The organism is Pseudomonas sp. LBUM1662 (genome assembly GCF_059695915.1).
Window position 1 is genome coordinate 1,555,344 of the sequence record NZ_CP166793.1, and the last position, 24,001, is coordinate 1,579,344.

Annotated in this window: 23 protein-coding genes and 1 riboswitch; of the genes, 9 read left to right on the forward strand and 14 right to left on the reverse strand. The window is 60.9% G+C overall.

What is annotated here, in order from left to right; genetic code table 11:
• Positions 1–4: 4 nt before the first annotated feature.
• From uca to ACA049_RS06980, 6 genes are all read right to left on the reverse strand, one after another.
• Positions 5–3,646 (reverse strand): urea carboxylase, encoded by a 3,642-nt coding sequence (gene uca, locus ACA049_RS06955; RefSeq protein WP_497334159.1) that lies wholly within the window; start codon positions 3,644–3,646, stop codon positions 5–7.
• Between the two features lie 284 nt (positions 3,647–3,930).
• A complete protein-coding gene (locus ACA049_RS06960) occupies positions 3,931–4,572 on the reverse strand; it encodes an urea amidolyase associated protein UAAP2 (protein WP_077749606.1) in 642 nt (213 codons plus the stop codon).
• Positions 4,573–4,583: 11 nt separating this feature from the next.
• Complete coding sequence (locus ACA049_RS06965) at positions 4,584–5,309, reverse strand: urea amidolyase associated protein UAAP1 (RefSeq protein WP_497334161.1); 726 nt, start codon at positions 5,307–5,309, stop codon at positions 4,584–4,586.
• Positions 5,310–5,321: 12 nt separating this feature from the next.
• Positions 5,322–6,110: an ABC transporter ATP-binding protein gene (locus ACA049_RS06970; RefSeq protein WP_497334163.1), complete on the reverse strand. Its 789-nt coding sequence runs from the start codon at positions 6,108–6,110 to the stop codon at positions 5,322–5,324.
• Positions 6,107–6,922, reverse strand: a complete 816-nt coding sequence (locus ACA049_RS06975) for an ABC transporter permease (protein ID WP_497334165.1) — start codon at positions 6,920–6,922, stop codon at positions 6,107–6,109. The genes ACA049_RS06970 and ACA049_RS06975 overlap by 4 nt, the downstream gene beginning before the upstream one ends.
• Positions 6,923–6,937: 15 nt before the next feature.
• Positions 6,938–8,005 (reverse strand): putative urea ABC transporter substrate-binding protein, encoded by a 1,068-nt coding sequence (locus ACA049_RS06980; RefSeq protein ID WP_497334167.1) that lies wholly within the window; start codon positions 8,003–8,005, stop codon positions 6,938–6,940.
• Between the two features lie 62 nt (positions 8,006–8,067).
• Positions 8,068–8,168, reverse strand: a riboswitch (guanidine-I (ykkC/yxkD leader).
• A gap of 277 nt (positions 8,169–8,445) precedes the next feature.
• Between ACA049_RS06980 and ACA049_RS06985 the strand changes: the two genes are divergently transcribed.
• Positions 8,446–8,688: a hypothetical protein gene (locus ACA049_RS06985; protein ID WP_497334169.1), complete on the forward strand. Its 243-nt coding sequence runs from the start codon at positions 8,446–8,448 to the stop codon at positions 8,686–8,688.
• Between the two features lie 166 nt (positions 8,689–8,854).
• Complete coding sequence (locus tag ACA049_RS06990) at positions 8,855–9,295, forward strand: hypothetical protein (protein ID WP_497334171.1); 441 nt, start codon at positions 8,855–8,857, stop codon at positions 9,293–9,295.
• Between the two features lie 119 nt (positions 9,296–9,414).
• Here the strand turns inward: ACA049_RS06990 and dspII are convergent, their stop codons facing one another.
• Positions 9,415–10,527 carry an enoyl-CoA hydratase/isomerase DspII gene (dspII, locus tag ACA049_RS06995; RefSeq protein ID WP_497334173.1) on the reverse strand — a complete coding sequence of 371 codons (1,113 nt, stop codon included), beginning with the start codon at positions 10,525–10,527 and terminating at the stop codon, positions 9,415–9,417.
• A 132-nt stretch (positions 10,528–10,659) separates the two neighbouring features.
• On the opposite strand from dspII, the gene ung reads away from it, so the two are divergent.
• Complete coding sequence (gene ung, locus ACA049_RS07000; RefSeq protein ID WP_497334175.1) at positions 10,660–11,352, forward strand: uracil-DNA glycosylase; 693 nt, start codon at positions 10,660–10,662, stop codon at positions 11,350–11,352.
• Between the two features lie 84 nt (positions 11,353–11,436).
• Here the strand turns inward: ung and ACA049_RS07005 are convergent, their stop codons facing one another.
• The 4 genes from ACA049_RS07005 to ACA049_RS07020 are packed head-to-tail and all read right to left on the reverse strand — an operon-like array spanning position 11,437 to position 15,484.
• Positions 11,437–12,480 carry an AbrB family transcriptional regulator gene (locus tag ACA049_RS07005; RefSeq protein ID WP_497334177.1) on the reverse strand — a complete coding sequence of 348 codons (1,044 nt, stop codon included), beginning with the start codon at positions 12,478–12,480 and terminating at the stop codon, positions 11,437–11,439.
• On the reverse strand, positions 12,473–13,987 hold the full coding sequence (locus ACA049_RS07010; RefSeq protein WP_497334179.1) for a tripartite tricarboxylate transporter permease: 1,515 nt from the start codon (positions 13,985–13,987) through the stop codon (positions 12,473–12,475). The genes ACA049_RS07005 and ACA049_RS07010 overlap by 8 nt, the downstream gene beginning before the upstream one ends.
• 1 nt (position 13,988) lies before the next feature.
• Positions 13,989–14,447: a tripartite tricarboxylate transporter TctB family protein gene (locus ACA049_RS07015; RefSeq protein ID WP_497334181.1), complete on the reverse strand. Its 459-nt coding sequence runs from the start codon at positions 14,445–14,447 to the stop codon at positions 13,989–13,991.
• 59 nt (positions 14,448–14,506) lie between these two features.
• A complete protein-coding gene (locus ACA049_RS07020; RefSeq protein ID WP_109628390.1) occupies positions 14,507–15,484 on the reverse strand; it encodes a Bug family tripartite tricarboxylate transporter substrate binding protein in 978 nt (325 codons plus the stop codon).
• A gap of 391 nt (positions 15,485–15,875) precedes the next feature.
• Between ACA049_RS07020 and ACA049_RS07025 the strand changes: the two genes are divergently transcribed.
• Both ACA049_RS07025 and ACA049_RS07030 read left to right on the forward strand, forming a co-directional pair.
• A complete protein-coding gene (locus ACA049_RS07025; protein ID WP_007898613.1) occupies positions 15,876–16,547 on the forward strand; it encodes a response regulator in 672 nt (223 codons plus the stop codon).
• The gene (locus ACA049_RS07030; RefSeq protein ID WP_403098955.1) at positions 16,540–17,928 is read left to right on the forward strand and encodes a sensor histidine kinase; all 1,389 of its coding nucleotides are present in this window, start codon (positions 16,540–16,542) and stop codon (positions 17,926–17,928) included. The genes ACA049_RS07025 and ACA049_RS07030 overlap by 8 nt, the downstream gene beginning before the upstream one ends.
• Positions 17,929–18,016: 88 nt before the next feature.
• Here ACA049_RS07030 and ACA049_RS07035 read toward each other — a convergent pair whose 3' ends face one another.
• The gene (locus ACA049_RS07035; RefSeq protein WP_497334183.1) at positions 18,017–18,838 is read right to left on the reverse strand and encodes an HDOD domain-containing protein; all 822 of its coding nucleotides are present in this window, start codon (positions 18,836–18,838) and stop codon (positions 18,017–18,019) included.
• A gap of 34 nt (positions 18,839–18,872) precedes the next feature.
• Positions 18,873–19,814, reverse strand: a complete 942-nt coding sequence (gene ygfZ, locus ACA049_RS07040) for a CAF17-like 4Fe-4S cluster assembly/insertion protein YgfZ (protein WP_497334185.1) — start codon at positions 19,812–19,814, stop codon at positions 18,873–18,875.
• 149 nt (positions 19,815–19,963) lie between these two features.
• Here ygfZ and ACA049_RS07045 point away from each other — a divergent pair, with 149 nt between their 5' ends.
• A complete protein-coding gene (locus ACA049_RS07045; protein WP_007944081.1) occupies positions 19,964–20,218 on the forward strand; it encodes an FAD assembly factor SdhE in 255 nt (84 codons plus the stop codon).
• Positions 20,202–20,654: a protein YgfX gene (locus ACA049_RS07050; protein ID WP_497334187.1), complete on the forward strand. Its 453-nt coding sequence runs from the start codon at positions 20,202–20,204 to the stop codon at positions 20,652–20,654. The genes ACA049_RS07045 and ACA049_RS07050 overlap by 17 nt, the downstream gene beginning before the upstream one ends.
• Here the strand turns inward: ACA049_RS07050 and nadB are convergent.
• Positions 20,623–22,239: an L-aspartate oxidase gene (gene nadB / locus ACA049_RS07055; RefSeq protein WP_497334189.1), complete on the reverse strand. Its 1,617-nt coding sequence runs from the start codon at positions 22,237–22,239 to the stop codon at positions 20,623–20,625. The two genes, ACA049_RS07050 and nadB, sit on opposite strands and share 32 nt — an antisense overlap.
• Positions 22,240–22,796: 557 nt before the next feature.
• Here nadB and rpoE point away from each other — a divergent pair.
• Positions 22,797–23,378: an RNA polymerase sigma factor RpoE/AlgU gene (gene rpoE / locus ACA049_RS07060; RefSeq protein ID WP_007944079.1), complete on the forward strand. Its 582-nt coding sequence runs from the start codon at positions 22,797–22,799 to the stop codon at positions 23,376–23,378.
• 30 nt (positions 23,379–23,408) lie between these two features.
• Complete coding sequence (locus ACA049_RS07065) at positions 23,409–23,996, forward strand: sigma-E factor negative regulatory protein (RefSeq protein WP_497334191.1); 588 nt, start codon at positions 23,409–23,411, stop codon at positions 23,994–23,996.
• Positions 23,997–24,001 lie beyond the last annotated feature (5 nt).

Here is a 24,001-nt window from a genome sequence, read left to right on the forward strand (position 1 = left end):
GGGATCAGTCGAGTTCCAGCACCACGACGCGCTGTCCGGCGCGCACCGCCGAACCCGGTTGCACACGAATCTCGCGCACCACACCCGCCATGGGCGCGAGCAGCGGAATTTCCATCTTCATCGACTCCAGAATCACCAGCACATCCCCGGCGGCGACGCGGCTGCCGGTCTCGACCTGAACCTGCCAGAGATTGCCGGCGATGTGGCTGTCTACGCTCATTTCACCGCTGGCGAGCGGTGCGTCTTCAGCCGCTTCCGGGGCCGGTTCTTCACTGTCGAAATGCGCCTGGCCGCTGGCAATCCAGCGTTCGCGCTCGGCGTTGAACGCGCCTTGTTGCTGATCGCGAAACGCGGCGATGGTCTCGGCTTCTTTTGTCAGAAAGGCCTGGTACTCCGCGAGGTTCAGCTGACTGTGCTCGATGCTCAGATTGAAGCGCCCGAGCGGGAAATCCCGACGGATGCGCAGCAGTTCCTCAGCGCTCACCGGGTAGAAACGGATTTGGTCAAAAAAGCGTAGCAGCCACGGTTTGCCGTCGAACGCGGCGACTTCACGATAGCGATTCCACATCTGCAACGTGCGCCCGACGAACTGATAACCGCCGGGGCCTTCCATGCCGTACACGCACATGTAGGCGCCACCGATGCCCACCGAGTTTTCCGCGGTCCAGGTGCGGGCCGGGTTGTACTTGGTGGTGACCAGACGATGACGCGGATCGAGCGGGGTGGCGACCGGTGCGCCGAGGTAGACGTCGCCCAAACCCATCACCAGATAGCTGGCGTCAAACACCGTGCGCTGCACTTCGTCGAGGTTCGGCAGGTCGTTGATGCGGCGGATGAACTCCAGATTGCTCGGGCACCACGGCGCGTCCTTGCGCACGGTGGTCATGTATTTTTCGATCGCCAACTGGCAGGCCGGGTCGTCCCAGGACAGCGGCAAATGCACGATGCGTGAGGGCACTTGCAGGTCTTTGGCGGCGCACACGGCGTCCCATTCACCGGCGACAATGCCGAGCAGATCGGCCAACGGAAGTTGCTCGGGCTGATAGTGCACTTGCAACGAGCGGATGCCCGGGGTGAGGTCGATGACACCGTGCAGGGCTTTGCTTTCCAGGGCTTGCATCAGGGCGTGGGCGCGGAAGCGCAGGACCAGATCAAGTTCTGGTGCGCCAATTTCCAGCAGCAGGTGAGTATCCCCCGACAACCTCGCAACGAGTCGCGTATCCCCCTGACCCAAATCCAACACCACAGGCGACACAAATCCCTGTGGGAGCGGGCTTGCTCGCGAAGAGGTCGTGTCAGTCGACATTGATGTGTCTGACACACCGCTTTCGCGAGCAAGCCCGCTCCCACAAGGGGTATTCCATTTCAAGGCGAGGTTGCGGGCGGTTTTGAGATCGACGGGGTGGAACTGCACTTTGTCTCCAGCCTTGAGTTGCCCAAGCTGCCAAAGATCCGCCTCAATCACCGTCACCGGGCAAACGAACCCGCCCAGACTCGGACCATCCGGCCCCAGGATCACCGGCATGTCCCCGGTGAAATCCACCGCCCCAATGGCATACGGATTGTCATGAATGTTCGACGGGTGCAGCCCTGCTTCACCCCCATCGGCCCGCACCCATTCCGGCTTCGGCCCGATCAATCGCACGCCGGTACGGCTGGAGTTGAAATGCACTTCCCATTGAGTCGCGAAGAAAGTGCCGATGTAGTTCTCGGTGAAATATTCCGGCGCGCCATGCGGCCCGTAAATCACCCGGATCTGCCGCACTGTGGGCAACTCGGTGACGTGGTCCAGTTGCTGGCCGACATTACGGTCGAGCAAAGCAGGCACATGCAACACGTCACCCGCTCGCAACGCACGACCGCCATGCCCACCAAACTGACCCAGCGTGAACGTGCTTTTGCTGCCCAGATAATCCGGCACTTGCAGGCCGCCGCGCAGGCACAGGTAGCTGCGAGCGCCGGCACCGGCAATCGTGCCGAGGCTTAACGTGGCGCCGGCCGGGATCAGCAGCGCTGTGTTCATCGCCACGGTTTCACCATTCAAACTCAGCGGAATGACCGCGCCTGTGACCGCCACCACCGCGTCGCAATTGAAGCGCAGCAACGGCCCGCTCATGGTGATTTCCAGCGCCGCGGCGCCTTCGTCATTGCCCAGCAACAGGTTGCCGAGGCGCAACGCGCGACTGTCCATCGGGCCCGACGGCGGCACGCCCACGGCCCAGTAACCGAGGCGGCCGGGATAGTCCTGAACGCTGGTCTGGGTGCCGGCGCTGAGTACTTCAAAGGTGTGGGCCTGATAGACCAGACCTTCCAGGCAACGGGTCCACGGCTGGCCGCTGGCGAACGGCGCATCGAGCAGAATTTGCCGCAGGTAATCGCGGTTGGTTTCCACGCCATAGAGCAAGCTTTCACCCAGCGCCTGATGCAAATCGGCACGCGCCTCTTCACGGCTCGGCGCCCAGCTGATGACCTTGGCGATCATCGGATCGAAGTACGGCGGGATCTCGCAGCCGGCCTCGACCCAAGTGTCGATGCGCAGGTGTTTGCCATCGGCGGCAGGGAAGTTCACGGCTGTCAGCAAGCCTGGGCTCGGCTGGAAATCACGACCCGGATCTTCGGCATACAAGCGCGCCTGAATCGCATGACCGTCGGCTTTCAAGCCTTGGCTCAGGTCGCTCAACGACGGCAAATCACCGGCCGCCAATTCCACCATCCAGCGCACCAGATCGACGCCCCACACTTGCTCGGTGACGCCGTGTTCCACCTGCAAACGGGTGTTCACTTCCAGGAAGTAGAAACGTTGGTCTTCGCTGTCGAAGACGAACTCTACGGTGCCGGCGCTGCGGTAATTCACCGCTTTCGCCAGTTTGATCGCCGCCGCGCAGAGCTCTTCCGCCATGCCGTCGGGCAGGTTTGGCGCCGGGGTTTCTTCGAGGACTTTCTGGTTGCGCCGTTGCACCGAGCAGTCACGCACGCCGAGGGCAATCACTTCGCCGCGACCGTCGCCGAACACCTGGACTTCCAGATGGCGAGCGCGCTCGATGTACTTCTCGATGAACACACCCGCGTCGCTGAAGTTGTTCTGGCCAAGGCGTTTGACCGCTTCGAAGGATTCGCTCAATTCGGCCGCGCTGCGGCATACGCGCATGCCGATGCCGCCACCGCCGGCGGTGCTTTTGAGCATCACCGGGTAGCCGACCTGTTCACCCGCAATCAGCGCCGCGTCGAGGCTGTCGAGCAACTCGGTGCCCTCGAGCATTGGCACGCCATGTTGCTTGGCCAGGGCGCGCGCGGTGTGCTTGAGGCCGAACACGCGCAACTGCTCCGGCGTCGGGCCGATGAAAGCGATGTCGGCGGCTTCGCAAGCCTCGGCGAACGCGGCGTTTTCCGAAAGGAAACCGTAGCCGGGGTGGATCGCCGTGGCGCCGGAGGCTTTGGCGATGGCGAGGATTTTGTCGACCGCCAGGTAGGTGCCGGCGGCCGCGCCTTCACCGAGGCTGTGGGCTTCATCGGCTTGCAAAATGTGCAGGCTCGCGGCATCGGCTTCGGAGTAAACGGCAACGCCTTTGACCTGCACTTCACGCAGGGTGCGCAGGATGCGGCAGGCAATGGCGCCACGGTTGGCAATCAGGACTTTTTCGAACATGGCATAACCCCTGAAGGGGATGCGGGCCGTCCCGCAGTTTTTCGATGAGCGCCGGGGTCGTCCCCGACGGCAGAATCACTTCACTCAAAACCACCACCGAACCCCTGTGGGAGCGGGCTTGCTCGCGAAAGCGGCGTGGCAGTCGACATCAATGTTGAATGTGACGGCCTCTTCGCGAGCAAGCCCGCTCCCACAGTGGGATTAGTGGTGTTTTTGAGGCTTGAGGCACTGGCCTGAACGCGCCTGGCACAGGGCAAACAACCATCTACGCAACCGCGCCATTTTCAGTTCCATACCAGCAGCTCCGCGGGGGTAGGGTTGTAGGCATTGCACGGGTTGTTCAGTTGCGGGCAGTTGGAGATCAGCACGATCACATCCATCTCCGCCCGCAGGTCGACGTATTTGCCCGGCGCCGAAATGCCGTCTTCAAAGGTCAGCCCACCGTCCGCCGTGACCGGCACGTTCATGAAAAAGTTGATGTTCGGTCCGATGTCGCCCTTGCCCAGTCGCCCGTCGTGGACGCAGGCGCGCAGGTAGTTGTCGCGGCAGCTGTGCATGTAGCGTTTTTCCAGCGCGTAACGCACGGTGTTGCTCTCTTGTGCGCAGGCGCCACCGAGGGTGTCGTGACGCCCGCAGGTGTCGGCGACGATGGTCAGCATCGGTTTGCCGAGATTGGAATAGAGCACGCTGCCGGTGCTCAGGTAGACGCTGTTCTGCCGGCGCAACGTGCGCTGCACGTCATAACGTTCCTTGGGATTGGCGACGCTGTAGAACAAGGTATCGACGGCCTGATTGCCTTCCAGGTCGAGGATGCGCAGGGTCTGGCCAGCCTTCACTTCCATCAGCCACGGTTCGCCGGCCGGGATGGTGGCGCGGTAGACCGCGGTTTCGGGAGACTGTTGAGCGGTAGCGATAGCAAGTGACATGGCAGCGATCCTCAGGCGAACAAGCGGTCGGTGTTGATGAAGCCGCGCTCGTTTTCCGGGCGCGAGGTGCGGCAGTGTTCGGCGACGCTGGCGTCGGCGTTCATCCAGCTGAGTTTCAAGGGTTTGGGGGCGTAGTCCGGCGACGGGTCCATCGGATGTTGCAGCGCGGTCAGCACCACCAGCGTGTCCATCGGCGCGTACAACTCGATGTAGTCGCCGGCCTTCGAGTTGCCTTCGACGAAGTGGAAACGCCCGGCCTCATCGACGTTCACGCGGCTGAACAGATTGAGGGTCATCAACAGATCGGAGAGGCCCAACCCCCATTTGCCCAGTTCCACCAACAGGTTGTCGGTGCCGTTGCGAAAGAAGCCGTTGCGCAGTTCCTGATAGCGGCCGGCGCCGTATTTCTCTTCGACTTCTTCAGCGCACAACACACCGCCGAGGCTGTCGCTCCAGCCGCAGGTGTCGGCGGTGATCGCGGCCAGCACGCGGCCCATGTCCGAGTAGAGGCAATGGCCAGTGGTGAGCTTGGCGGTGTGTTGGCATTTGAGGCTGTCGGGCAGGTTCAGGCGCTCGGTTTTTTCATTGGCATTGAGCAGCGTCAGGCTGACGTTGGCGCCGCCGCGCAAGTCGGTCAGGCGCAGCAATTGGCCGCGCTTCAACACGAAAGAACGATGGCCGCCACCGGGGAGCATTTCTTCGGCGAAGGGCGGGAACAGTTGAGTCGAATCAGTCATTTCAAAATTCCTCTAAGCGATGCGAAGCGTGCCCGCCAGCTCAGCCGGCAAGGCGTCGACGGCGGCGCGATTGACGCGGCGGTCGCTGTTCAAAGGGATGTCGTAGGTGATGCGCGCGCCATAGGCGCCGGGGGCGTGCGGGTCGACGCGGACCTTGTCGAACACCAGCAAACGGGTGCCGAGGCTGAAACCCTCGGACAGGTCATGGGTGACCATGAACACCGTCAGTTGCGTCTCGCGCCACAGCTCCAGCAGCAAGGCGTGCATGTCTTTGCGGATGCCCGGATCGAGCGCACCGAACGGTTCGTCGAGCAGCAACACCCGGGGTTTCATGATCAGCGCCTGGGCGATGGCCAGCCGTTGTTGCATGCCGCCGGAGAGCTGCGCCGGGTACTTGTCCAGCGAGTGGCCGAGGCCGACTTTGTGCAGCAGCACCGAGGCCTGTTCGCGGGCTTCTTTTTTAGCGCTGCCGAACAAGCGTCCGAGCAGCGGCGAGCGTGGCAGTTCGAGGCCGAGGGCGACGTTGTCCAGCACGGTCAGGTGCGGGAACACTGAGTAGCGCTGGAACACCACGCCACGGCTGGCATCCGGCTCGCCGGCCAGGGCCTGGCCATCCAGTAGAATCTCGCCGCGACTGGCGCGTTCCTGGCCGAGCAGCAACCGCAGGAAGGTCGATTTGCCGCAACCCGACGCGCCGACCAAGGTGCAGAACTCACCTTCGTTGACGCTGAGGTTCAACCCTTCCAGCACCACCTGATCGGCGTATTGCTGCCAGACGTTTTTTACCGTGATGAAGCTCATGCGCGGGCTCCTTCATACCAGGGGAACGCACGCTGAGTCAGGCGCTTCAGGCCCCAATCCATCAGCCAGGCGAGCAGGGTGATCCACACCACGTACGGCAGAATCACGTCCATCGCCAGGTAACGGCGCACGAGGAAGATCCGGTAGCCGAGTCCATCAGTGGAGGCGATGGCTTCGGCCGCGATCAGGAACAACCACGCCGAGCCGAGCATCAAGCGCAGCGAGATCAGCAGGCGTGGCAACAATTGCGGCAGCACCACGCGCAACATCAGCGTCCAGGTTGAAGCGCCGAGGGTCTGGGCCTTGATCAGCAACTCGACCGGAATTTCCCGGGCGCGTTGTTCCAGATCACGGGCCAGGCACGGGGTGATGCCGATGACGATCAGCATCACTTTCGACAACTCCCCCAACCCGAACACAATGAACAGAATCGGCAGGATCGCCAGCGGCGGCACCATCGATAACACCGTCAACAGCGGCGACAACGGTGCGCCAAACAGCGGCAAGGTCCCGGCGGCGATGCCCAGGCACAGTCCGGCCAGCGCGCTGATACCGAGGCCGATGGCCAGGCGGCGCAGGCTGGACGCGGTGTCTTGCCACAACAGGTATTCACCGGTGCGGGTGTCGGCGGTGAAGGCCAGGCGTTTCACCGCGTCGGTCATCTGTAAGGCGCTTGGCAACAGCTTGTCGTTGGGGTTGTCCGTCAGCCGCTCGGCCGAGCCCATGAAGTAGGCGAACAGCACCAGGGCGAACGGCAGGATCACCAGCAACAGGCGACTCGGGCGATCCGGGTGGCGATTGATCAGGCGCATGGCCAGTCCTCCGGTTTACAGCTTGGCGTCAGCGGCCATCTGCACGTAGGTCGGGTCGAAGCGCAGCTTGAGGTTGGTCTTGTCGCCACTGGTCACGCCATTGGCGAAGGCCATGCCGACCGCGCTGGTGTCCTTGGCGCCTTCACCCAGCAAGCCGTGCTGGAACGAAAACTCGGCGACTTTGCGCATGGTTTCCGGCAGCTGCTTGCTGGTGGAAAAGTCCAGGGCTTCCTTGGGTGTGGCGAACAATTTGGTGGTGTCGAGTTGCGACTGGAAACCGGCCAGGTCAGTGCCCGAGGCTTTGGCCATGTGTTCGAGCGCGACCTTGCTGGCGGCGTTTTTCGCGTTCATCAGCGCGACCACTTCGAACCAGGCGCCGGTCAGCGCTTTGCCCAGGGCCGGGTTGTCTTTGAGGGTGGCGCTGTTGACCACCATCATGTCCATGATTTCGCCGGGGATCTGGCTGGAGTTGAAGACTTCGGTCACCCCGGGCTTGGCCTTGATGTCCGAGAGCATCGGGTTCCAGGTGGTGACGGCGTTGACCTGATCGGTGTTGAAGGCGGCCGAGATGTCGGCGTCGGAGGTGTTGACCACTTTCAGGTCTTTCTCAGTGAGATCGACCGAGTCCAGCGCCCGTGCCAGCAGGTAATGCGAGACGGACAGTTCGACCAGATTGACGTCCATGCCCTTGAGGTCGGTGACTTTCTTGCCATCGCCCTTGAGTACGACGCCGTCGTTGCCGTTGGAGAAGTCGCTGACGATCAGCGCGGTGCTGTCGACGCCACCGGCCGCCGGAATGGTCAGTGCGTCCATGTTGGTCATGGTGCAACCGTCAAACTGGCCAGCGGTGTATTGGTTGATGGATTCGACGTAGTCGTTGAGCTGCACCACATCAATCTTGATGCCGTACTTCTTCGCCCATTTGTCGACGATGCCTTGGCTGCCGGCGTATTCCCACGGCATCCAGCCGGCGTAGATGGTCCAGCAGACGCTGAAGTGGTCTTTTTGGGCGGCCTGGGACGAGACGCTCACGAGGGCTGCGAATGCAGCGGCGAGCAGGGCGGGTAAACGAAGCTTGAGCATGGGTGGTTCTCCAGTTGATCAAGGGCGGGCAGGAGTCAACGCGGCACCGCGAACGGTGGCTTGTCTCCCGGGCTTTTTTCCCGCCGTGTAACCTCAACTGGAGGTCGCCAACTCTCGGACCAGCCACTCGCCTAAGCGAGCCGGAACCCTAGTCAGCCATTGCAAATTGTGGTGCCGCGAACCTTGTGATGACTCCTGCACGGGTTTGCTAAAGCGAGAGCCGTGCCAAGTCGGCTGGAGGGCTCTAGCGTGGGGAGTTACGCGATCAGCGCTTTGGGCAGGGGAGGCGGTGTTGCCTTGTGATGGTGCGTGGGTGCACCGCAATGGATCGGGTCGGCCGCTGATCTGAAGGTCCGGGCCGTTCGGCACTCGTCTTGGGATTGCCAGTCAAAAGTGGTGTCAGCGGGTCTGTTCCGGTTGTGGTCTTTCAGGAGGCCGCCATGTTTCGTCGACTGTTGTTCGGTGTGGTTTTCGGTCTTGGGTTGTCCGGCTGCTATTACTACGCCGGTGGCTACGATGTTTATTCCGCGCCTTATTACTACCCCGGCTATTCACCCTATTCCTACTATTACGGACCGCGTTACTACTACGGTCCGCGCTTTTATGGCGGTTATCGCTATTACTATTGGGGTGGACACGGGCCTCGTTATTACGGCGGTGGATATCGAGGTGGCCACCATTAATCAGTGGCTGAATGATGAAAAACCTTTCATCGGCGACTTGTTTCAATCTGTTTCAAGAACGCACCAGATTTCGAAATCGATGTCTGATCTTTCGACAGTCACCGAATAATTGACTGTCGCCCGCCAGCGTCGCTGGTGTGGCTCACTCGCGGTCCAGGAGGCCGCCATGCTCTGTCGAAAACAGCTCCGCCGAATTCTTCTGATTGCAGTAGTGGGATTGTCTCTTGGTGCGTGCGTGCCCTATTCCGATGGAGGAGGCAGCTACTACAGTTCCGAGGTCTATACCTCGCCAGCGCCCGCCTATTATTCCGGCGGCGGCCCTTATTATTCAGGCGGCGGGGGTTATTACACGCAGCCACGCCGGTACTACGCGCCCCCTGCGCGGTATTACCAGCCAACTCCGCGGTATTACCATCAGCCGCGGGTTTATCAACCAGCACCTCGTTATTACCAGTCGCAACGAGGCGACTACCGGGCCCATGGTTGGGACGGCCGTAACCGCGGTGGATGGAGCAACGACAACCGTGGTAACGGCGGACGCAATCACGGCGGACGAGGCGACCATAACGGTCGCGGCGATCACGATGGCCGAGGCGGCCACCGTTAACCTCATCAGTTAAACGCAATACCTGTGGGAGCGGGCTTGCTCGCGAAGGCGGTGTATCAGACGGCATTAATGTCGACTGACACACCCTCTTCGCGAGCAAGCCCGCTCCCACATTTTGTTTAGTATTCCGTCAGATCGGCCAACGGATGCCGGCCTTCCCAGACCTTATGGAAGTGCGCTTCCACCACCGCATCCGGCACTGTGTTGACGTCCTGCCAGTGCCAATGAGGTTTCTGATCCTTGTCGATCAATCGCGCCCGCACCCCCTCGCTGAACTCCGGGTGACGGCAGCAATTGAGGCTCATCGTGTATTCCATCTGAAAGACTTCGGCCAGCGACATGTGCCGGGCGCGGGCAATCTGTTCCCACACCAGATGCGCGGTCAGGGGCGAGCCCTCGGTCATGGTTTTTGCCGCTCGACTGAACAGCAGATCCGCATGGTCACGCAGATGGCTGATGGCTTTCCAGGCGCAGCGCACATCGCTGACATCCAGCAGTTCATCGATTTTCTGGCGTCGCGGCAGCCACTGCGCTTCGGGCATTTGCGCGACGGCTTCCTGCTGCAAGGCCTTGAGCAGACTGTTGAGTTGCATCGGCGTCTGTTCCTGCCAGTTCAATTGCAGCAAGCCTTCGATCAGCTCTTCTTGCTGTTCATCGAGCAGGAAGCGGTCGGCCAGGTCCAGGTCGATCGCATCGCGACCGTTCATGTGCGCGCCGGTCAGCCCCAGAAACAAGCCGAGCTTGCCGGGCAGCCGTGACAGGAACCAGCTGGCGCCGACATCTGGGTACAGACCGATGCTGATCTCCGGCATCGCCAGACGGCTGCTCGGCGTGACAATCCGGATGCTTGCCCCTTGCAGCAGCCCCATGCCACCGCCCAGCACATAACCATGGCCCCAACAGATCAGCGGTTTGGGGTAGGTGTGCAGGTTGAAGTCCAGGCGATATTCCGCCGCAAAAAAGTGCGCGGCCAAGGGCGGCACTTCGCCCGGATGAGCGCGACAGGCTTCGACCAGGCTGCGCACTTCGCCGCCGGCGCAAAAGGCCTTGGCGCCATTACCGCGCAACAGTACGCAGACGATTTGCGGATCCTTGGCCCACGCGTCCATCTGATCGCTGAGGGCGTTGATCATCGGCAAGGAGAGGGCGTTGAGCGACTTTTCGGCATCCAGGCTGGCAACGCCGATGCGCGCGCCGTCGGTGCCGGTGAGTTCTTCGAAGTGCAGATTCATCGTGACCTCGATAGGGAAATTGAGCGTTCAGTATGATCGCTGTACAGGAAAGTGCCGGATCTGCGTCAGATCAATTGACAAGCGTGATGGGCTTTCCTAGGGTTCGCCCCATTGTTTTTGCCGGATGTAACCATGACTGCTGACGACCGTATCAAACTCGAACCGAGCTGGAAGGAGGCGCTACGTGCCGAATTCGACCAGCCCTACATGGCAGAGTTGCGTAATTTCCTGCAGCAGGAGCGTGCGGCCGGCAAGGAGATCTATCCGCCGGGCCCAATGATTTTCAACGCACTTAACTCCACGCCACTGGACAAGGTCAAGGTCGTCATCCTCGGCCAGGACCCGTATCACGGCCCGGGACAGGCTCACGGGCTGTGCTTCTCGGTGCAACCGGGCGTGCCGACGCCGCCGTCGCTGGTGAACATCTATAAAGAGTTGAAACGCGACCTGAACATCGACATTCCCAATCACGGCTACCTGCAGAGCTGGGCCGAGCAGGGCGTGTTGATGCTCAATACCACCATGACGGTCGAGCGGGCCAACGCCAATGCGCACAAGGACAAGGGCTGGCAGTTTTTTACGGATCGGATCATTGAAGTGGTCAGCGAGCAGCAACCGCATCTGGTGTTCATGCTGTGGGGCGCGCATGCACAGAGCAAACAGAAATTGATCGATGCGACCAAGCATCTGGTGCTGACGTCGGTGCATCCGTCACCGTTGTCCGCTTATCGCGGCTTTCTCGGTTGCGGGCACTTCAGCCGGACCAACAAGTTTCTTGAGCAGAATGGCGAAACGCCGATCGAGTGGCGGTTGCCGCCAGTCTAAAAGCTTCGCGGGCAAGCCTCGCTCCTACGGGACTTGCACTGGACCTGTAGGAGCGAGGCTTGCCCGCGAAGGTGACAACTCGGTCTACCGGTCTGGTTCCGGCTCGCGATTCCAATACCTGAACAACGGCTCCGCCAAAAACAGCACAAACAACAGCCGCATCACCTGCATCGCCGTCACCAGTGGCACCGACAACTGCAATGTCTCCGCCGTCAGGCTCATTTCAGCAATGCCGCCGGGCATCATGCCCAGCGTCAGCGAACGCAAATCCAGATGCGTCAGCGCACTCAATCCCAATGCCGCCGCCGTGGCGATCAACATGGTCAACACCGTCCCGATCAAGGTCCTGCCCATAAAGGAAGGCGCCCGCCGGAAAAACTGCCGATTGAAATGACAACCCAAACCGCTGCCGATCAGCCATTGACCAATCTGGCTGCCACCATTGGGCAAACCGATGTGCAAATCCCAACCAATGCTCACCGCCGCACTCACCAGCAACGGCCCGAACAGCCACGGATTGGGTTGACGAAGACGTTCCCAGAGCCAGGCCGCCAGCGCACCTGCCGGGAATAGAAGGGCCAGCCACCACCCATTGACGGTGCTTGGGTGCAAGACCGGTGCGCCGTAACCCAGCAAGTATTTGAAGGCCGCCGGCACGCACAGCACCACCACCAACACTCGCAAACTTTGCCCCGCCGCCACGCGACTGAGCACCGCGCCATTGCGTGCGCCGAGGTTGACCATCTCGCCGGAGCCGCCCGGCATGCTGGAAAAGAACGCGGTGGCGCGATCCTCCCCGGTGCGCCGCATCAACCAGACCCCGACCACGGCGGACAGGCTGGTGATCAATGCACCGAAGAAGATCAGACCGAAGTGACTCAACACCTGCTCCATCACCACCGGGGTGAAGTGCAGGCCGATACCGATGCCGACCACCCACTGGCCGCACTTGCGGCCGCCAGGGATTTCCGCCAGTTGCCAGGGCGTCAGGCAGCGCACCAGGATGATCGCCAGCAACGAGCCGACCATCCACGGCAGCGGCCAGCCGACCAGACTGGCGAGGTAACCGCCCAGCGCGCCGACCAGCGGCGTACCCCACCAGGCTTTGAAGGGTGTTCGATCAGACATCGGCGATAACGCGCCGGGCAACCGAACGTTTGCGCCAGATCCGCAGGATCGGCATCAGCAGCATGACCGCGGTCAGCACCCAGACGCCGAACGTGATCGGGCTCGACCAGAGGATTTCCAGCGCACCGTTGGAGATCGACAGCGCGCGACGCAGGTTCTGCTCCATCAAACCACCGAGGATGAAGCCCAGCAGCACGGGCGATAATGGGAAGTCTAGCTTGCGCAGGATGTAACCGAAGATGCCGATGCCGATCATCAGGAACAGGTCGAAGGTGGTGGCGTGCACCGCGTAGACGCCGATCCCGGTGATGATCGCGATCACTGGCACCAGCGCCCAGTTCGGCACGGCAAGGATGCGGGTGAAGATGCGGATCATCGGAATGTTGAGGATCACCAGCATGACGTTGGCGACGAACAGCGAGGCGATCAGGCCCCAGACGATGTCCGGTTGTTGCTGGAACAGCAGCGGTCCGGGGGTGATGTTGTACAGCGACAGCGCGCCGATCATCACCGCCGTGGTGCCCGAGCCTGGAACGCCGAGGGTCAGCATGGGCACCAGCGCGCCGCAGGCCGCACCGCCGATGGCGGTTTCCGGGGCGGCGAGGCCGCGCATGTCACCTTGGCCGAACGTGCCTTTGGCGCCGGCGATGCGTTTTTCGGTCATGTAGGCCACAGCGCTGGCGAGGGTCGCGCCCGCACCCGGCAACACGCCCATGATGAACCCCAACAGGCCACACCGGATGTTCACCACGAACACCGACGACGCTTCCTTGAAGTTGAACATCATCCGGCCGGTGGCTTTCACCGCTTCCTGGCCACGATGGGTTTTTTCCAGCAGCAGGAGAATTTCACTGATCGAGAACAGGCCTAATACCAGAACGACGAACTGAATGCCGTCAGTCAAATGGATGTTGTCCCCGGTAAAACGGTACACACCGCTGTTGGCGTCAATGCCGACGGTCGACAGAAACAGACCGATCAGGGCGGCAATGAACGTCTTCAACGGACGATCGCCGGCCATGCCGCCAAGGCAGACAATTGCAAACACCATCAGCACGAAATATTCCGCCGGACCGAAGGCAATCGCCCATTTCGCCAGCAACGGCGCGAACAGCACCATGCCGCAGGTGGCGATGAACGCACCGATGAACGAACTCCACGCTGACAGCGACAGCGCTACACCGGCCAAGCCTTTGCGGGCCATCGGGTAGCCGTCGAGGGTGGTCATGACGGTGGACGCTTCACCGGGAATGTTCAGCAGGATCGAGCTGATCCGGCCGCCGTATTCGCAACCCAGGTAAACCGCTGCCAACAGGATCAGCGCCGACTCCGGCGGCAGGCCCAGGGCGAACGCGATCGGGATCAACAACGCCACGCCATTGATCGGGCCCAGGCCGGGCAGCAGGCCGACAACGGTACCGATCAGGGTGCCGCAGAGCGCGGTCACCAGGTTATACGGGGTCAGCGCAACGCCGAAGCCCTGACCCAAATAGCCAAGAGTATCCATATCAGTTCTCCAGGACGTCGAGTACGCCCAAGGGCAGTGGCACGTCCATCAACTTGTCGAACAGCAGGTAAAGACCGATGGCCATCAGGCTGATGATCAACGCGCTCGGTAGCCAGCGACCGCCATACAGGCGAGCCATGGGGACGCCGATCAGGATGCTGGCGACGATAAAACCAAGGGGTTCGAAGGTGCCGGCGAACACCAGCAACAACACCACACAGATGCCGATCTTGATCAGCGTTTCACGGTCCAGTTTCGGGTCGTCGTCGCTGTGGATGATCGGCGTCGGCCGAAACATCATGTACAGCAAGCCGAGCCCCATCAAACCGAGCATCAGTAGCGGAAACGCGCGAGGGCCCACCGGTTCGTAGGAAAAAGCCGCCTGGTACGGCCAGGCCATCAGTGCCAGGCCGACACAGGCCAGCAACAGCACCGAAGCAAAAATGCGTTGTAAGAGCATGGGAAACTCCTGTGCCACGGCCCCGCAAATCGGGGGCCGCAGCCGCTAGACAGAGGCGATCACTGGATCAGGCCGAACTCTTTGGCCAGCACTTTGTAGTCCGCGACTTGCTTCTTCACGTAGGTGTCCAGCTCCGGACCGGTCATGGCGAACGGGAAGAGCTCACGCTGATCGCGCAGCTTGGCGAAGTCTTCGGACGCCAGCAGTTTGTCGAAGGCCTCTTTCCACCAGGCGTAGTCTTCGTCGCTGACCTTCGGCCCGAGGTAGAAACCACGAACCACTGGCCAGACGATGTCGTAGCCTTGCTCTTTGGCGGTTGGAATGTCTTTCATTTCCGGCTCGTCCAGGCGCTTCTCGGAGAACACGGCGAGCAAGCGCATGTCACCGCTCTGGATGTGCGGCATGGAGTCGGAGATGTCGGTGCTGCCGACCTGGATGTGGCCGCCGAGCAGGGCGGTGGCGATTTCACCGCCGCCTTCGAGGGCGACGTAACGCAGGTCGCGCGGGTTGATCCCGGCAGCCTTGGCGATCAGCGCGGTCTGCATCCAGTCCTGGCTGCCGACGGTGCCGCCGGAACCGATCACCACTTTGCTCGGATCTTTCTTCAGCGCCTGCACCAGATCGTCCAGGGACTTGTAGGGCGAATCGCTTTTCACTGCGATGGCGCCGTAGCTGGTGCCGACGGCGGCCAGCCAGCGAACGTTGGTTTCATCGAAACGACCGAACTTGCCTTGGGCCAGGTTCAGCAGCGAGCCGCTGGACCACGCCACCAGCGTGCCGGCATCCGCCGGACGTTGAGCAACCACCGCGTTGTACGCCACCGCGCCGACACCGCCGGGCATGTAGGTCACGCGCATCGGTTTGGTCAGCAGTTTTTCGTTCACCAGCGCGCTTTGCGCCAGTTTGCAGGTCAGGTCGAAACCGCCGCCTGGCGAGGCCGGGGCGATGCATTCCGGGCGTTTTGGTTCGGCCATCAGTTGACCGGCGAACAGCATGCAGCTGGCGGCGAGAGCGAAACGGCGCAGTGATCGATTCATTGTTGTCTCCACGGGAGTTTTTGTTTTTGGGGATGTTTCAGGTGCGGCGGTTTCGCGCCGTGCAGCCGGTAACGGCGCTGGCAAGCGTGAACGATGGGGATTGAATAAACGGGCGGGGCGGGTAAACCTGAAGCTGTCTGGCCAGCATGGTGCAGTACCTCGTTATTGTTCTTATTGGCGAAAACGCATCAAGGCGTTTTTCGGGAGCTACATTTCAAAGCACGATCGGGTGGTCTGCAGTCGAAACCATCCGTGGGCCGACTCTAACGGGCCAACCTTTCACTAACCTTTCAGTTGGCTTTCACAGTTTTCAGGCTTCACAGCGGCGGATGCGGCTGTAAACTCCGCGCCAAAGAATGGCGTCGACCATCCCTGAATGAGGTAAAGATCCATGCGTGTTCTGCTCGTCGAAGACCATCTGCAGCTCGCCGAAAGTGTCGCCCAGGCGCTCAAGAGCACCGGGCTGACCGTGGATGTGCTGCACGACGGCGTGGCGGCCGACCTGGCCTTGAGCAGCGAGGAATACGCGGTGGCGATCCTCGATGTCGGCCTGCCGCGCATGGATGGTTTCGAAGTGCTGGCGCGCCTGCGGGCCCGGGGCAAAAACCTGCCGGTGCTGATGCTGACCGCGCGCAGCGACGTCAAGGACCGGGTGCATGGGCTCAATCTCGGCGCCGACGATTACCTGGCCAAACCGTTCGAACTGACCGAACTCGAAGCCCGGGTCAAAGCCTTGTTGCGGCGCAGTGTGCTGGGGGGCGAGCGTCAACAGCGCTGCGGCGTGCTGGCCTATGATCTGGACACTCGGCGCTTCACCCTCGGTGAAGAATTGCTGACCCTGACCTCCCGCGAACAGGCAGTCCTCGAAGCGTTGATCGCCCGGCCCGGTCGGGTGATGAGCAAAGAGCAACTGGCCGCTCAAGTGTTTGGCCTGGACGAGGAAGCCAGCCCGGATGCGATCGAAATCTACGTCCATCGCCTGCGCAAGAAACTCGACGGTCAACCGGTCGCCATCGTGACCTTCCGCGGCCTCGGCTATTTGCTGGAAAGCCGCGATGCATAAGCCCAGCAGCCTGCGCTGGCGGTTGTTGTGGAACCTCGCGCTGTTGTTGGTGGTGTTAATGCTGGCCAGTGGTTTGAGCGCGTACTGGAATGGTCGCGAAGCTGCTGACACGGCGTATGACCGGACCCTGCTGGCGTCGGCGCGGACCATTGCCGCCGGCGTGTCCCAGCGAGATGGCAGCCTCAGCGCCGACGTGCCTTACGTAGCCCTCGACACCTTCGCCTACGACAGCGCCGGGCGGATTTTCTATCTGGTCAACGACATCAATCAGAAGCTGATTTCCGGTTACGAAAACCTCCCGCCACCGCCTCCGGGAACGCCGCGGACCGATGACTATCCGGCGCTGGCACGTTTCTATAACGCCCAATACCGTGGGCAGAACGTGCGCGTGGTGAGCCTGCTAAAACCCGTGAGCGAGCCGAACATGAACGGTATGGCGGAAATCCGCGTGGCCGAAACCGACGAGGCGCGGGTCGCCATGGCCCGCAGTCTGGCGGCGGACACCTTGCTGCGTCTGGGCATGCTGGCGGTCGGTGCGTTGCTGATGGTGTGGTTCGCGGTCAGCGCGGCGTTGCGTCCGCTGGAGCGCTTGCGCACGGCGGTGGAAGAGCGTCAGTCGGATGATTTGCGGCCATTGCCACTGGTGGAAGTGCAGCATGAATTGTGGCCGCTGGTGCGTGCGCTCAATCACTTTACCGAGCGCCTGCGCGGGCAGTTCGAGCGCCAGGCGCAGTTCATCGCCGACGCTGCCCATGAACTGCGTACGCCATTGGCGGCGCTCAAGGCGCGACTCGAACTGGGCCTGCGTTCAAACGAACCGCAAACCTGGCGCAGCACCCTGGAAACCGCTGCCCAAGGCACCGATCGCCTGACTCACCTGGCCAATCAATTGCTTTCGCTGGCGCGGGTTGAGAACGGGGCTCGAGCGATTGCCGAGGGCGGCGCGCAGTTGTTGGACCTGAGTCAGTTGGCGCGCGAGCTGGGCATGGCCATGGCGCCGTTGGCCCACGCACGCGGCGTAGCGCTGGCACTGGAGGCGGACGAGCCGGTGTGGCTGCGCGGCGAGCCGACGTTGTTGAACGAATTGCTGAGCAATCTGGTGGACAACGCCCTCGCGCACACGCCGCCGGGCGGCAATGTGATTCTGCGGGTCACGGCACCGGCGGTGCTGGAGGTCGAAGATGACGGACCGGGGATTCCCATTGATGAGCGGGATCGGGTGTTCGAGCGCTTTTACCGGCGTAATCAGCAGGTCGCAGGCTCGGGGCTGGGGTTGGCGATTGTGGGTGAGATTTGTCGCGCGCACCTGGCGCAGATCAGTCTGCATGATGGAGAGTCAGCGGGGTTGAAGGTGCGGGTGAGTTTTATCGCGGGGGAGTGAGGTATTTGTACGGGCCTCGTCGCGGGTAAGCCTCGCTCCTACAGATATTGCGCGATCCTTGTAGGAGCGAGGCTTGCCCGCGAAGCTTTTAGTAAAACATCGAGCGCGATTCTTCCAGATCCCGGCACATCGACTCGTTTTCCGGATCGATCCCCAATTTCTTGAAGGCCGGGACGTTAAACGCATCGATACGGGCGAGCGGGTGGTCGGTGTCCTTGTGGCAATACAGGCTTGCCACCTGAACCAGATCGACATAATCGACCCGCTCCGACTGGCGCTTGAAATCCAGGTACAACCCCGGCAACTGCACCAGCATTTCCGGAAATTCCCAGACCCTGAGCAGCTTGTCGCCGATCAAGGGATGAATGCGGTCGATGACGTGGTTGAGGCTGACCGGGTCAGACAGCAATTCGTAATGGTCTTCGGCGTACGTCAGGATCGGCAGCACGCCAATTTGATGCACCAGTCCGCCAAGGGCTGCCTGATCTGGTTTGAGTTGCGTGTAACTGCGGCACAGCGCATAGCTGACGCCAGCGATTTCCAGGCTTTTACGCCAGACATCGCGCATTTTCTGTTCCACCACCTCAGAGCGGGCGTGGAAAATCTGTTCCATCACCAGACCGATCGCCAGGTTGCTGCTGTAGTTGACGCCCAGCCGCGTGATCGCCGTGTGCAGGTCCGTGACTTCCTGAGTCGCGCGCAGCAGCGGGCTATTGACCACTTTGATCAGGCGCGCCGACAACGCCGTATCACGGCCGATCACTTTGCTCAGGGCGCTGACACTGACTTCCGGATCTTCAGCGGCCTTGCGAATCTGCAGGGCCACTTCCGGTAACGTTGGCAGAACCAGGTCATCGTTATCGATGGCCTCAACCAAATCCTGTTGGACCTTATCCGCCAGCTCGCTCATTTCTTTTCTCTAGGTGTTGCAACAAGTGCTGCGGTTAACGCTGGATTTCGCGATCGCGATCCAGTTGATAAGGCAGGTCGAGCAGGTGCAGGGCCGGCCCTTCGAGGGTGCCCAGATGAATGTCGCCACCTTCTGCTGCTTCGGCTTGCAGCACGGCCAGGAGTTCAATGTTTTGCCCGGCGTTGGCGGCCAGCACCACTTCGCCGATCGAACTGCCGTGGGACGGGGAAAACAGGGGCGTGCCGGGTTCAGGCAATTCGCTGGCATCCAGGCTCAGGCGATACAAGCGGCGCTTGAGTTTGCCCAGGTACTGCATGCGCGCGACGATTTCCTGGCCGGTGTAGCAACCCTTTTTGAAACTCACGCCACCAACGGCTTGCAGGTTGAGCATCTGCGGGATGAACAACTCGCGGGTACTCGGCATGACCTGGCCGATCCCTGCGCGGATCTGGCCCAGCAGCCATTGATTGAGCGTGCCTTCGGACAGCAGGGCGGACAGCTTGCCCTTGGTGACGTCGGCCTGATCGGCAGCGACCCACAGTTCAGCGCGATCCGGCGAGACGCGAATGGCCATCAGACCTTCATGACGCGCGACACTGTCGGTGTCTGCCGGCAGCTCAAGACCCAGGCTGCTGAGTGCGGCATCTCCATGATCGAGGCCGAAGCGGACCCAGGCGGCGCTTTCATCGGTCAGTTTGGATTTCGAGAACACGGCGTACTTTTTCAGGTCCGCCAACTGTGGCTCAAGCAGTTCGGTGGCCATCGCCAGCAGGACGCCGTCGCCTTGCAGCACGATGCGGAAACTCGACTGCATCCGGCCTTTCTGCGTGCAGCGGGCACCCAGGCTGGCCTGGGTGTCGCTCAGGTAATTGAGGTTGCAGGTCAATTGGCCTTGCAGGAATTTGCTGGCGTCCGCGCCGCGGACTGCAAGAACGCCTTCATGGGACAGGGTGCAGAAAAAAGCAGAATCGGCCATGGGTCATCGCAGGGTAAAGAGTCTGGGGGACATCATAAGGGGGCGCTCTTGAAATGGGTAGTTCACAAAGGATCGATGGCGCCCGACCAAAGCCGAGTGTTCGACCGGGCTCGGGGCTGTATACTTGCCGCCTATTTGAGGAGCGCTCCATGGTCGAAGATGTTGAACTGAATCGCCTCTACTGGCACAGCCGCCGCGGCATGCTCGAGCTTGACGTGTTGCTGGTGCCGTTCGTGAAAGAGGTCTACCCGCACCTCAACGACGTCGACCGCGATTGCTATCGCAAGCTGCTCGAATGCGAAGATCAGGACATGTTCGGCTGGTTCATGGAACGCGCCGAGTCGGAAGATCCGGAGCTTCAGCGCATGGTTCGCATGATCCTGGATCGTGTCCAACCCAAGTAACGCGTTCGAATGCCGCTGGCATGCCTCGCGGCAGTTGCTGGCGGCGTATCTTGTAGCCCAGCTGTTCGCGCTGGGTTCGTTGTTTCTTCTCTCGATTCCAGTCTGGGCGCTTCTGCTCGGCTTTACGCTGTGCGTGGCTCACGGCGTCTGGCTGCTGCCGCGACAGATTTTGCTGACACATCCACAGGCATTTCGCGGTTTACGTCGAGATGCCGATGGCTGGCAGTTGTGGAATCAAGCCTCAGGCTGGCAACCCGTTCAGCTACGACCGGACAGCCTGGCGTTGCCGTTGGTCGTGGTGTTGCGTTTTCGACTGCGAGGCGAGCGGCGAGTCCGATCGATCTGCGTTCCCCGCGACTCGCAGGCGGCGGATGTGCACCGACGCCTGCGCGTGAGGCTTGCATTCAGTCGGCGTAGGTGGGCGGCACCAGAATAGTGTCCAGCGCGACTGGCAGCAGGTTCGGGTAGTCGAGGGTGTAATGCAGGCCGCGACTTTCCTTGCGCTCCATGGCGGATTGAATCATCAGCTCCGCCACCTGGGCCAGGTTACGCAGCTCGATCAAATCCCGACTGACCTTATAGTTGCTGTAGAACTCGTCGATTTCGTCCAGCAACAACCGCACGCGGTGCTGCGCGCGTTGCAAGCGCTTGTTGGTGCGCACGATGCCGACGTAGTCCCACATGAACCGCCGCAGTTCATCCCAGTTGTGCGCAATGATCACGTCTTCATCGGAGTCGGTGACCTGGCTCGCATCCCAGACGGGCAGGGCGATCGGAATCGATACCTGCGGCAACTGTTCCAGAATGTCCGCCGCGGCCGAACGGGCGTAGACGAAGCACTCCAGCAGCGAGTTGCTGGCCATGCGGTTGGCGCCGTGCAGGCCGGTGAAACTGGTTTCGCCAATGGCATACAGGCCCGGCACGTCGGTGCGACCGTTCTGATCGACCATCACACCGCCGCAGGTGTAGTGCGCCGCCGGAACCACCGGGATCGGTTGCTTGGTGATGTCGATGGAAAACTCGAGGCAGCGCTCGTACACCGTCGGGAAGTGAGTCTTGATGAACGCTTCGGGCTTGTGGCTGATGTCCAGATAGACGCAGTCGACCCCCAGGCGCTTCATCTCATGGTCGATGGCGCGGGCGACGATGTCCCGAGGCGCGAGTTCGGCGCGTGGGTCGAAGCGTTGCATGAAGCGTTCGCCGTTGGGCAGCTTCAGGTGTGCACCTTCGCCGCGCAGGGCTTCGGTGATCAGGAAACTCTTGGCTTGCGGGTGATAAAGGCAAGTCGGGTGGAACTGGTTGAACTCAAGGTTGGCCACCCGGCAGCCCGAACGCCACGCCATGGCGATGCCGTCACCGCAGGCGCCGTCGGGGTTGCTGGTATAGAGGTAGACCTTCGCCGCTCCGCCGGAGGCGAGGATCACGAATCGTGCGCCGTAGGTGTCGACTTCACCGGTGGTGCGATTCAGTACGTAAGCACCGAGGCAGCGATCGCCTTCCAGGCCCAGGCGTTTTTCGGTGATCAGATCGATGGCGACCCGCTGCTCCAGCAGTTCGATGTTCGGTCTCAGTCTGGCCTGGGCGAGCAGGGTTCTGAAAATCGCCGCGCCCGTGGCATCGGCGGCATGAATGATGCGCCGATGACTGTGACCGCCTTCGCGGGTCAGGTGAAACTCGAATCCACCGTCTTCGGTGCCGGATTGTTCATCGCGGGTAAACGGTACGCCTTGGTCGATCAGCCATTGAATGGCTTCTTTACTGTGCTCGACGGTAAAGCGCACGGCGTCTTCGTGGCAAAGTCCACCGCCGGCATTGAGGGTGTCGTCGACGTGGGATTCGACAGTATCGGTGTCATCCAGAACGGCAGCGACGCCACCCTGGGCCCAAAACGTGGAGCCGTTGGCGAGGTCGCCTTTGCTCAGTACGGCAATGCGCAAATGTCCGGGCAAGGTCAGCGCAAGGCTCAAACCGGCAGCGCCGCTGCCAATGACCAGAACATCGTGTTGAAACTGTTGGCTCATTTCAGGATTCCGCTCAAAGCGACCCGGGTCGGGGTTGGCGCAAGACTCCTGGAACGGCGAGTCAAGGCAGCCACACAGCCCACTAGTATATAGAGGGGGGGAGCGGCACAATACCCGAGCGCATATGGCATTGTGAAACTACTGTGACGGAAAATACCCGACGCTTCGTCGGATGGTTTTTCGGCCGGTTCGGCGACTAGGCGACTGTATCAACGATTTAACAGTCTTTTTCTATTCACGGTTGCACAATGTCCCTTTCGTCCGGCTATAAATATTTGGAACTTTTGCCAAAGGCCCAAGATCAATAGACGGTGCCTGAAAAGAAGGACAGTGTCGGTTTCAGGTCGGGGCTTGTGGTTTGGCCCTTGCAGTGAATCCGACGACAAGATTATTCGCGCAGCCGGGTCATGCCGAGCTGCGCTTTTCGTGCGTGCCAAATCAGAGCCCGCAGGAAACTTGCTTGGAGGGGGAGAACTTTTGCGAAAAGCCCGAGTCTATGTTTGCAAGTCTGGTCGTTTAGTTATGCAAGCCTCCTCCGAGCTTATCGAGGAGTGTTCATGCTAACCCAGGAAGAGGATCAGCAGCTCGTCGAGCGCGTTCAACGCGGCGACAAGCGAGCTTTCGATCTGCTAGTGCTGAAATACCAGCACAAAATTCTCGGGTTGATCGTGCGTTTCGTGCACGACACCCATGAAGCCCAGGATGTGGCACAGGAAGCCTTTATCAAGGCCTACCGCGCACTTGGAAACTTTCGCGGAGACAGCGCGTTTTATACGTGGCTTTACCGCATCGCCATCAACACGGCGAAGAATTATCTGGTTTCACGCGGCCGTCGGCCGCCGGATAGCGATGTCAGTTCCGAAGATGCAGAGTTCTACGATGGCGATCATGGCCTCAAGGATCTCGAGTCGCCAGAGCGTGCATTGCTGCGGGATGAGATCGAAGGCACCGTCCATCGAACCATTCAGCAACTGCCAGAAGATTTGCGTACGGCGTTAACTTTACGTGAATTCGATGGTCTGAGTTACGAGGACATTGCAGCCGTCATGCAATGTCCGGTGGGTACCGTGCGCTCCCGGATTTTCCGCGCTCGGGAGGCCATCGATAAAGCCCTGCAGCCGTTGTTGCAGGAAAACTGAGACAGCGGCGATAGCCAAGAGAGGAACGCCATGAGTCGTGAAGCCCTGCAGGAATCGCTGTCCGCAGTGATGGATAACGAAGCGGACGAACTGGAATTGCGTCGGGTATTGAATGCCTTTGACGATGTTGAAACCCGTGAAACATGGGCTCGTTATCAGATCGCTCGGGCAGTTATGCACAAGGATCTGCTGCTTCCACGTCTGGACATCGCCGCGGCAGTTTCTGCTGCTCTGGCTGACGAAGCCGTACCGGCAAAAGCCTCCCGTGGTCCATGGCGCAGCCTGGGTCGTCTGGCTGTCGCTGCTTCGGTAACCGTTGCCGTGTTGGCAGGTGTACGTCTGTACAACCAGGACGAGATCGCTGGTGTTGAACTTGCTCAACAATCCAATCAGCCAGCCCTGGCCGTTCCTCAGGTCAAAGGTCCAGCTGTATTAGCAGGCTACAATGAGAGTTCGGAAGCCACTGGCCCTATGGCCAACGGCGTATTGCAAGGTCAGCCAGGCTGGCACGATCAGCGTCTGCCAGGTTACTTGCGCCAACATGCTCAACAAGCTGCACTGAAAGGTACTGAGAGCGCTCTGCCTTACGCTCGTGCAGCAAGCCTGGAAAACCGTTAAGGAGG

Excerpts from the sequence above, each read along its gene's own strand:
- ygfZ (WP_497334185.1), bottom strand. The coding sequence starts at position 19,814 with ATGGCCGATTCTGCTTTTTTCTGCACCCTGTCCCATGAAGGCGTTCTT.
- ACA049_RS07010 (WP_497334179.1), bottom strand. The coding sequence starts at position 13,987 with ATGGATACTCTTGGCTATTTGGGTCAGGGCTTCGGCGTTGCGCTGACC.
- ACA049_RS07005 (WP_497334177.1), bottom strand. The coding sequence starts at position 12,480 with ATGTCTGATCGAACACCCTTCAAAGCCTGGTGGGGTACGCCGCTGGTC.
- ACA049_RS06990 (WP_497334171.1), top strand. The coding sequence starts at position 8,855 with ATGCTCTGTCGAAAACAGCTCCGCCGAATTCTTCTGATTGCAGTAGTG.
- ACA049_RS06975 (WP_497334165.1), bottom strand. The coding sequence starts at position 6,922 with ATGCGCCTGATCAATCGCCACCCGGATCGCCCGAGTCGCCTGTTGCTG.
- ACA049_RS07025 (WP_007898613.1), top strand. The coding sequence starts at position 15,876 with ATGCGTGTTCTGCTCGTCGAAGACCATCTGCAGCTCGCCGAAAGTGTC.
- dspII (WP_497334173.1), bottom strand. The coding sequence starts at position 10,527 with ATGAATCTGCACTTCGAAGAACTCACCGGCACCGACGGCGCGCGCATC.
- ACA049_RS07030 (WP_403098955.1), top strand. The coding sequence starts at position 16,540 with ATGCATAAGCCCAGCAGCCTGCGCTGGCGGTTGTTGTGGAACCTCGCG.
- ACA049_RS07015 (WP_497334181.1), bottom strand. The coding sequence starts at position 14,447 with ATGCTCTTACAACGCATTTTTGCTTCGGTGCTGTTGCTGGCCTGTGTC.
- ACA049_RS07020 (WP_109628390.1), bottom strand. The coding sequence starts at position 15,484 with ATGAATCGATCACTGCGCCGTTTCGCTCTCGCCGCCAGCTGCATGCTG.
- ACA049_RS06970 (WP_497334163.1), bottom strand. The coding sequence starts at position 6,110 with ATGAGCTTCATCACGGTAAAAAACGTCTGGCAGCAATACGCCGATCAG.
- ACA049_RS07065 (WP_497334191.1), top strand. The coding sequence starts at position 23,409 with ATGAGTCGTGAAGCCCTGCAGGAATCGCTGTCCGCAGTGATGGATAAC.
- ACA049_RS06965 (WP_497334161.1), bottom strand. The coding sequence starts at position 5,309 with ATGACTGATTCGACTCAACTGTTCCCGCCCTTCGCCGAAGAAATGCTC.
- uca (WP_497334159.1), bottom strand. The coding sequence starts at position 3,646 with ATGTTCGAAAAAGTCCTGATTGCCAACCGTGGCGCCATTGCCTGCCGC.
- ACA049_RS06980 (WP_497334167.1), bottom strand. The coding sequence starts at position 8,005 with ATGCTCAAGCTTCGTTTACCCGCCCTGCTCGCCGCTGCATTCGCAGCC.
- ACA049_RS06985 (WP_497334169.1), top strand. The coding sequence starts at position 8,446 with ATGTTTCGTCGACTGTTGTTCGGTGTGGTTTTCGGTCTTGGGTTGTCC.
- ACA049_RS07045 (WP_007944081.1), top strand. The coding sequence starts at position 19,964 with ATGGTCGAAGATGTTGAACTGAATCGCCTCTACTGGCACAGCCGCCGC.
- rpoE (WP_007944079.1), top strand. The coding sequence starts at position 22,797 with ATGCTAACCCAGGAAGAGGATCAGCAGCTCGTCGAGCGCGTTCAACGC.
- nadB (WP_497334189.1), bottom strand. The coding sequence starts at position 22,239 with ATGAGCCAACAGTTTCAACACGATGTTCTGGTCATTGGCAGCGGCGCT.
- ung (WP_497334175.1), top strand. The coding sequence starts at position 10,660 with ATGACTGCTGACGACCGTATCAAACTCGAACCGAGCTGGAAGGAGGCG.
- ACA049_RS07035 (WP_497334183.1), bottom strand. The coding sequence starts at position 18,838 with ATGAGCGAGCTGGCGGATAAGGTCCAACAGGATTTGGTTGAGGCCATC.
- ACA049_RS06960 (WP_077749606.1), bottom strand. The coding sequence starts at position 4,572 with ATGTCACTTGCTATCGCTACCGCTCAACAGTCTCCCGAAACCGCGGTC.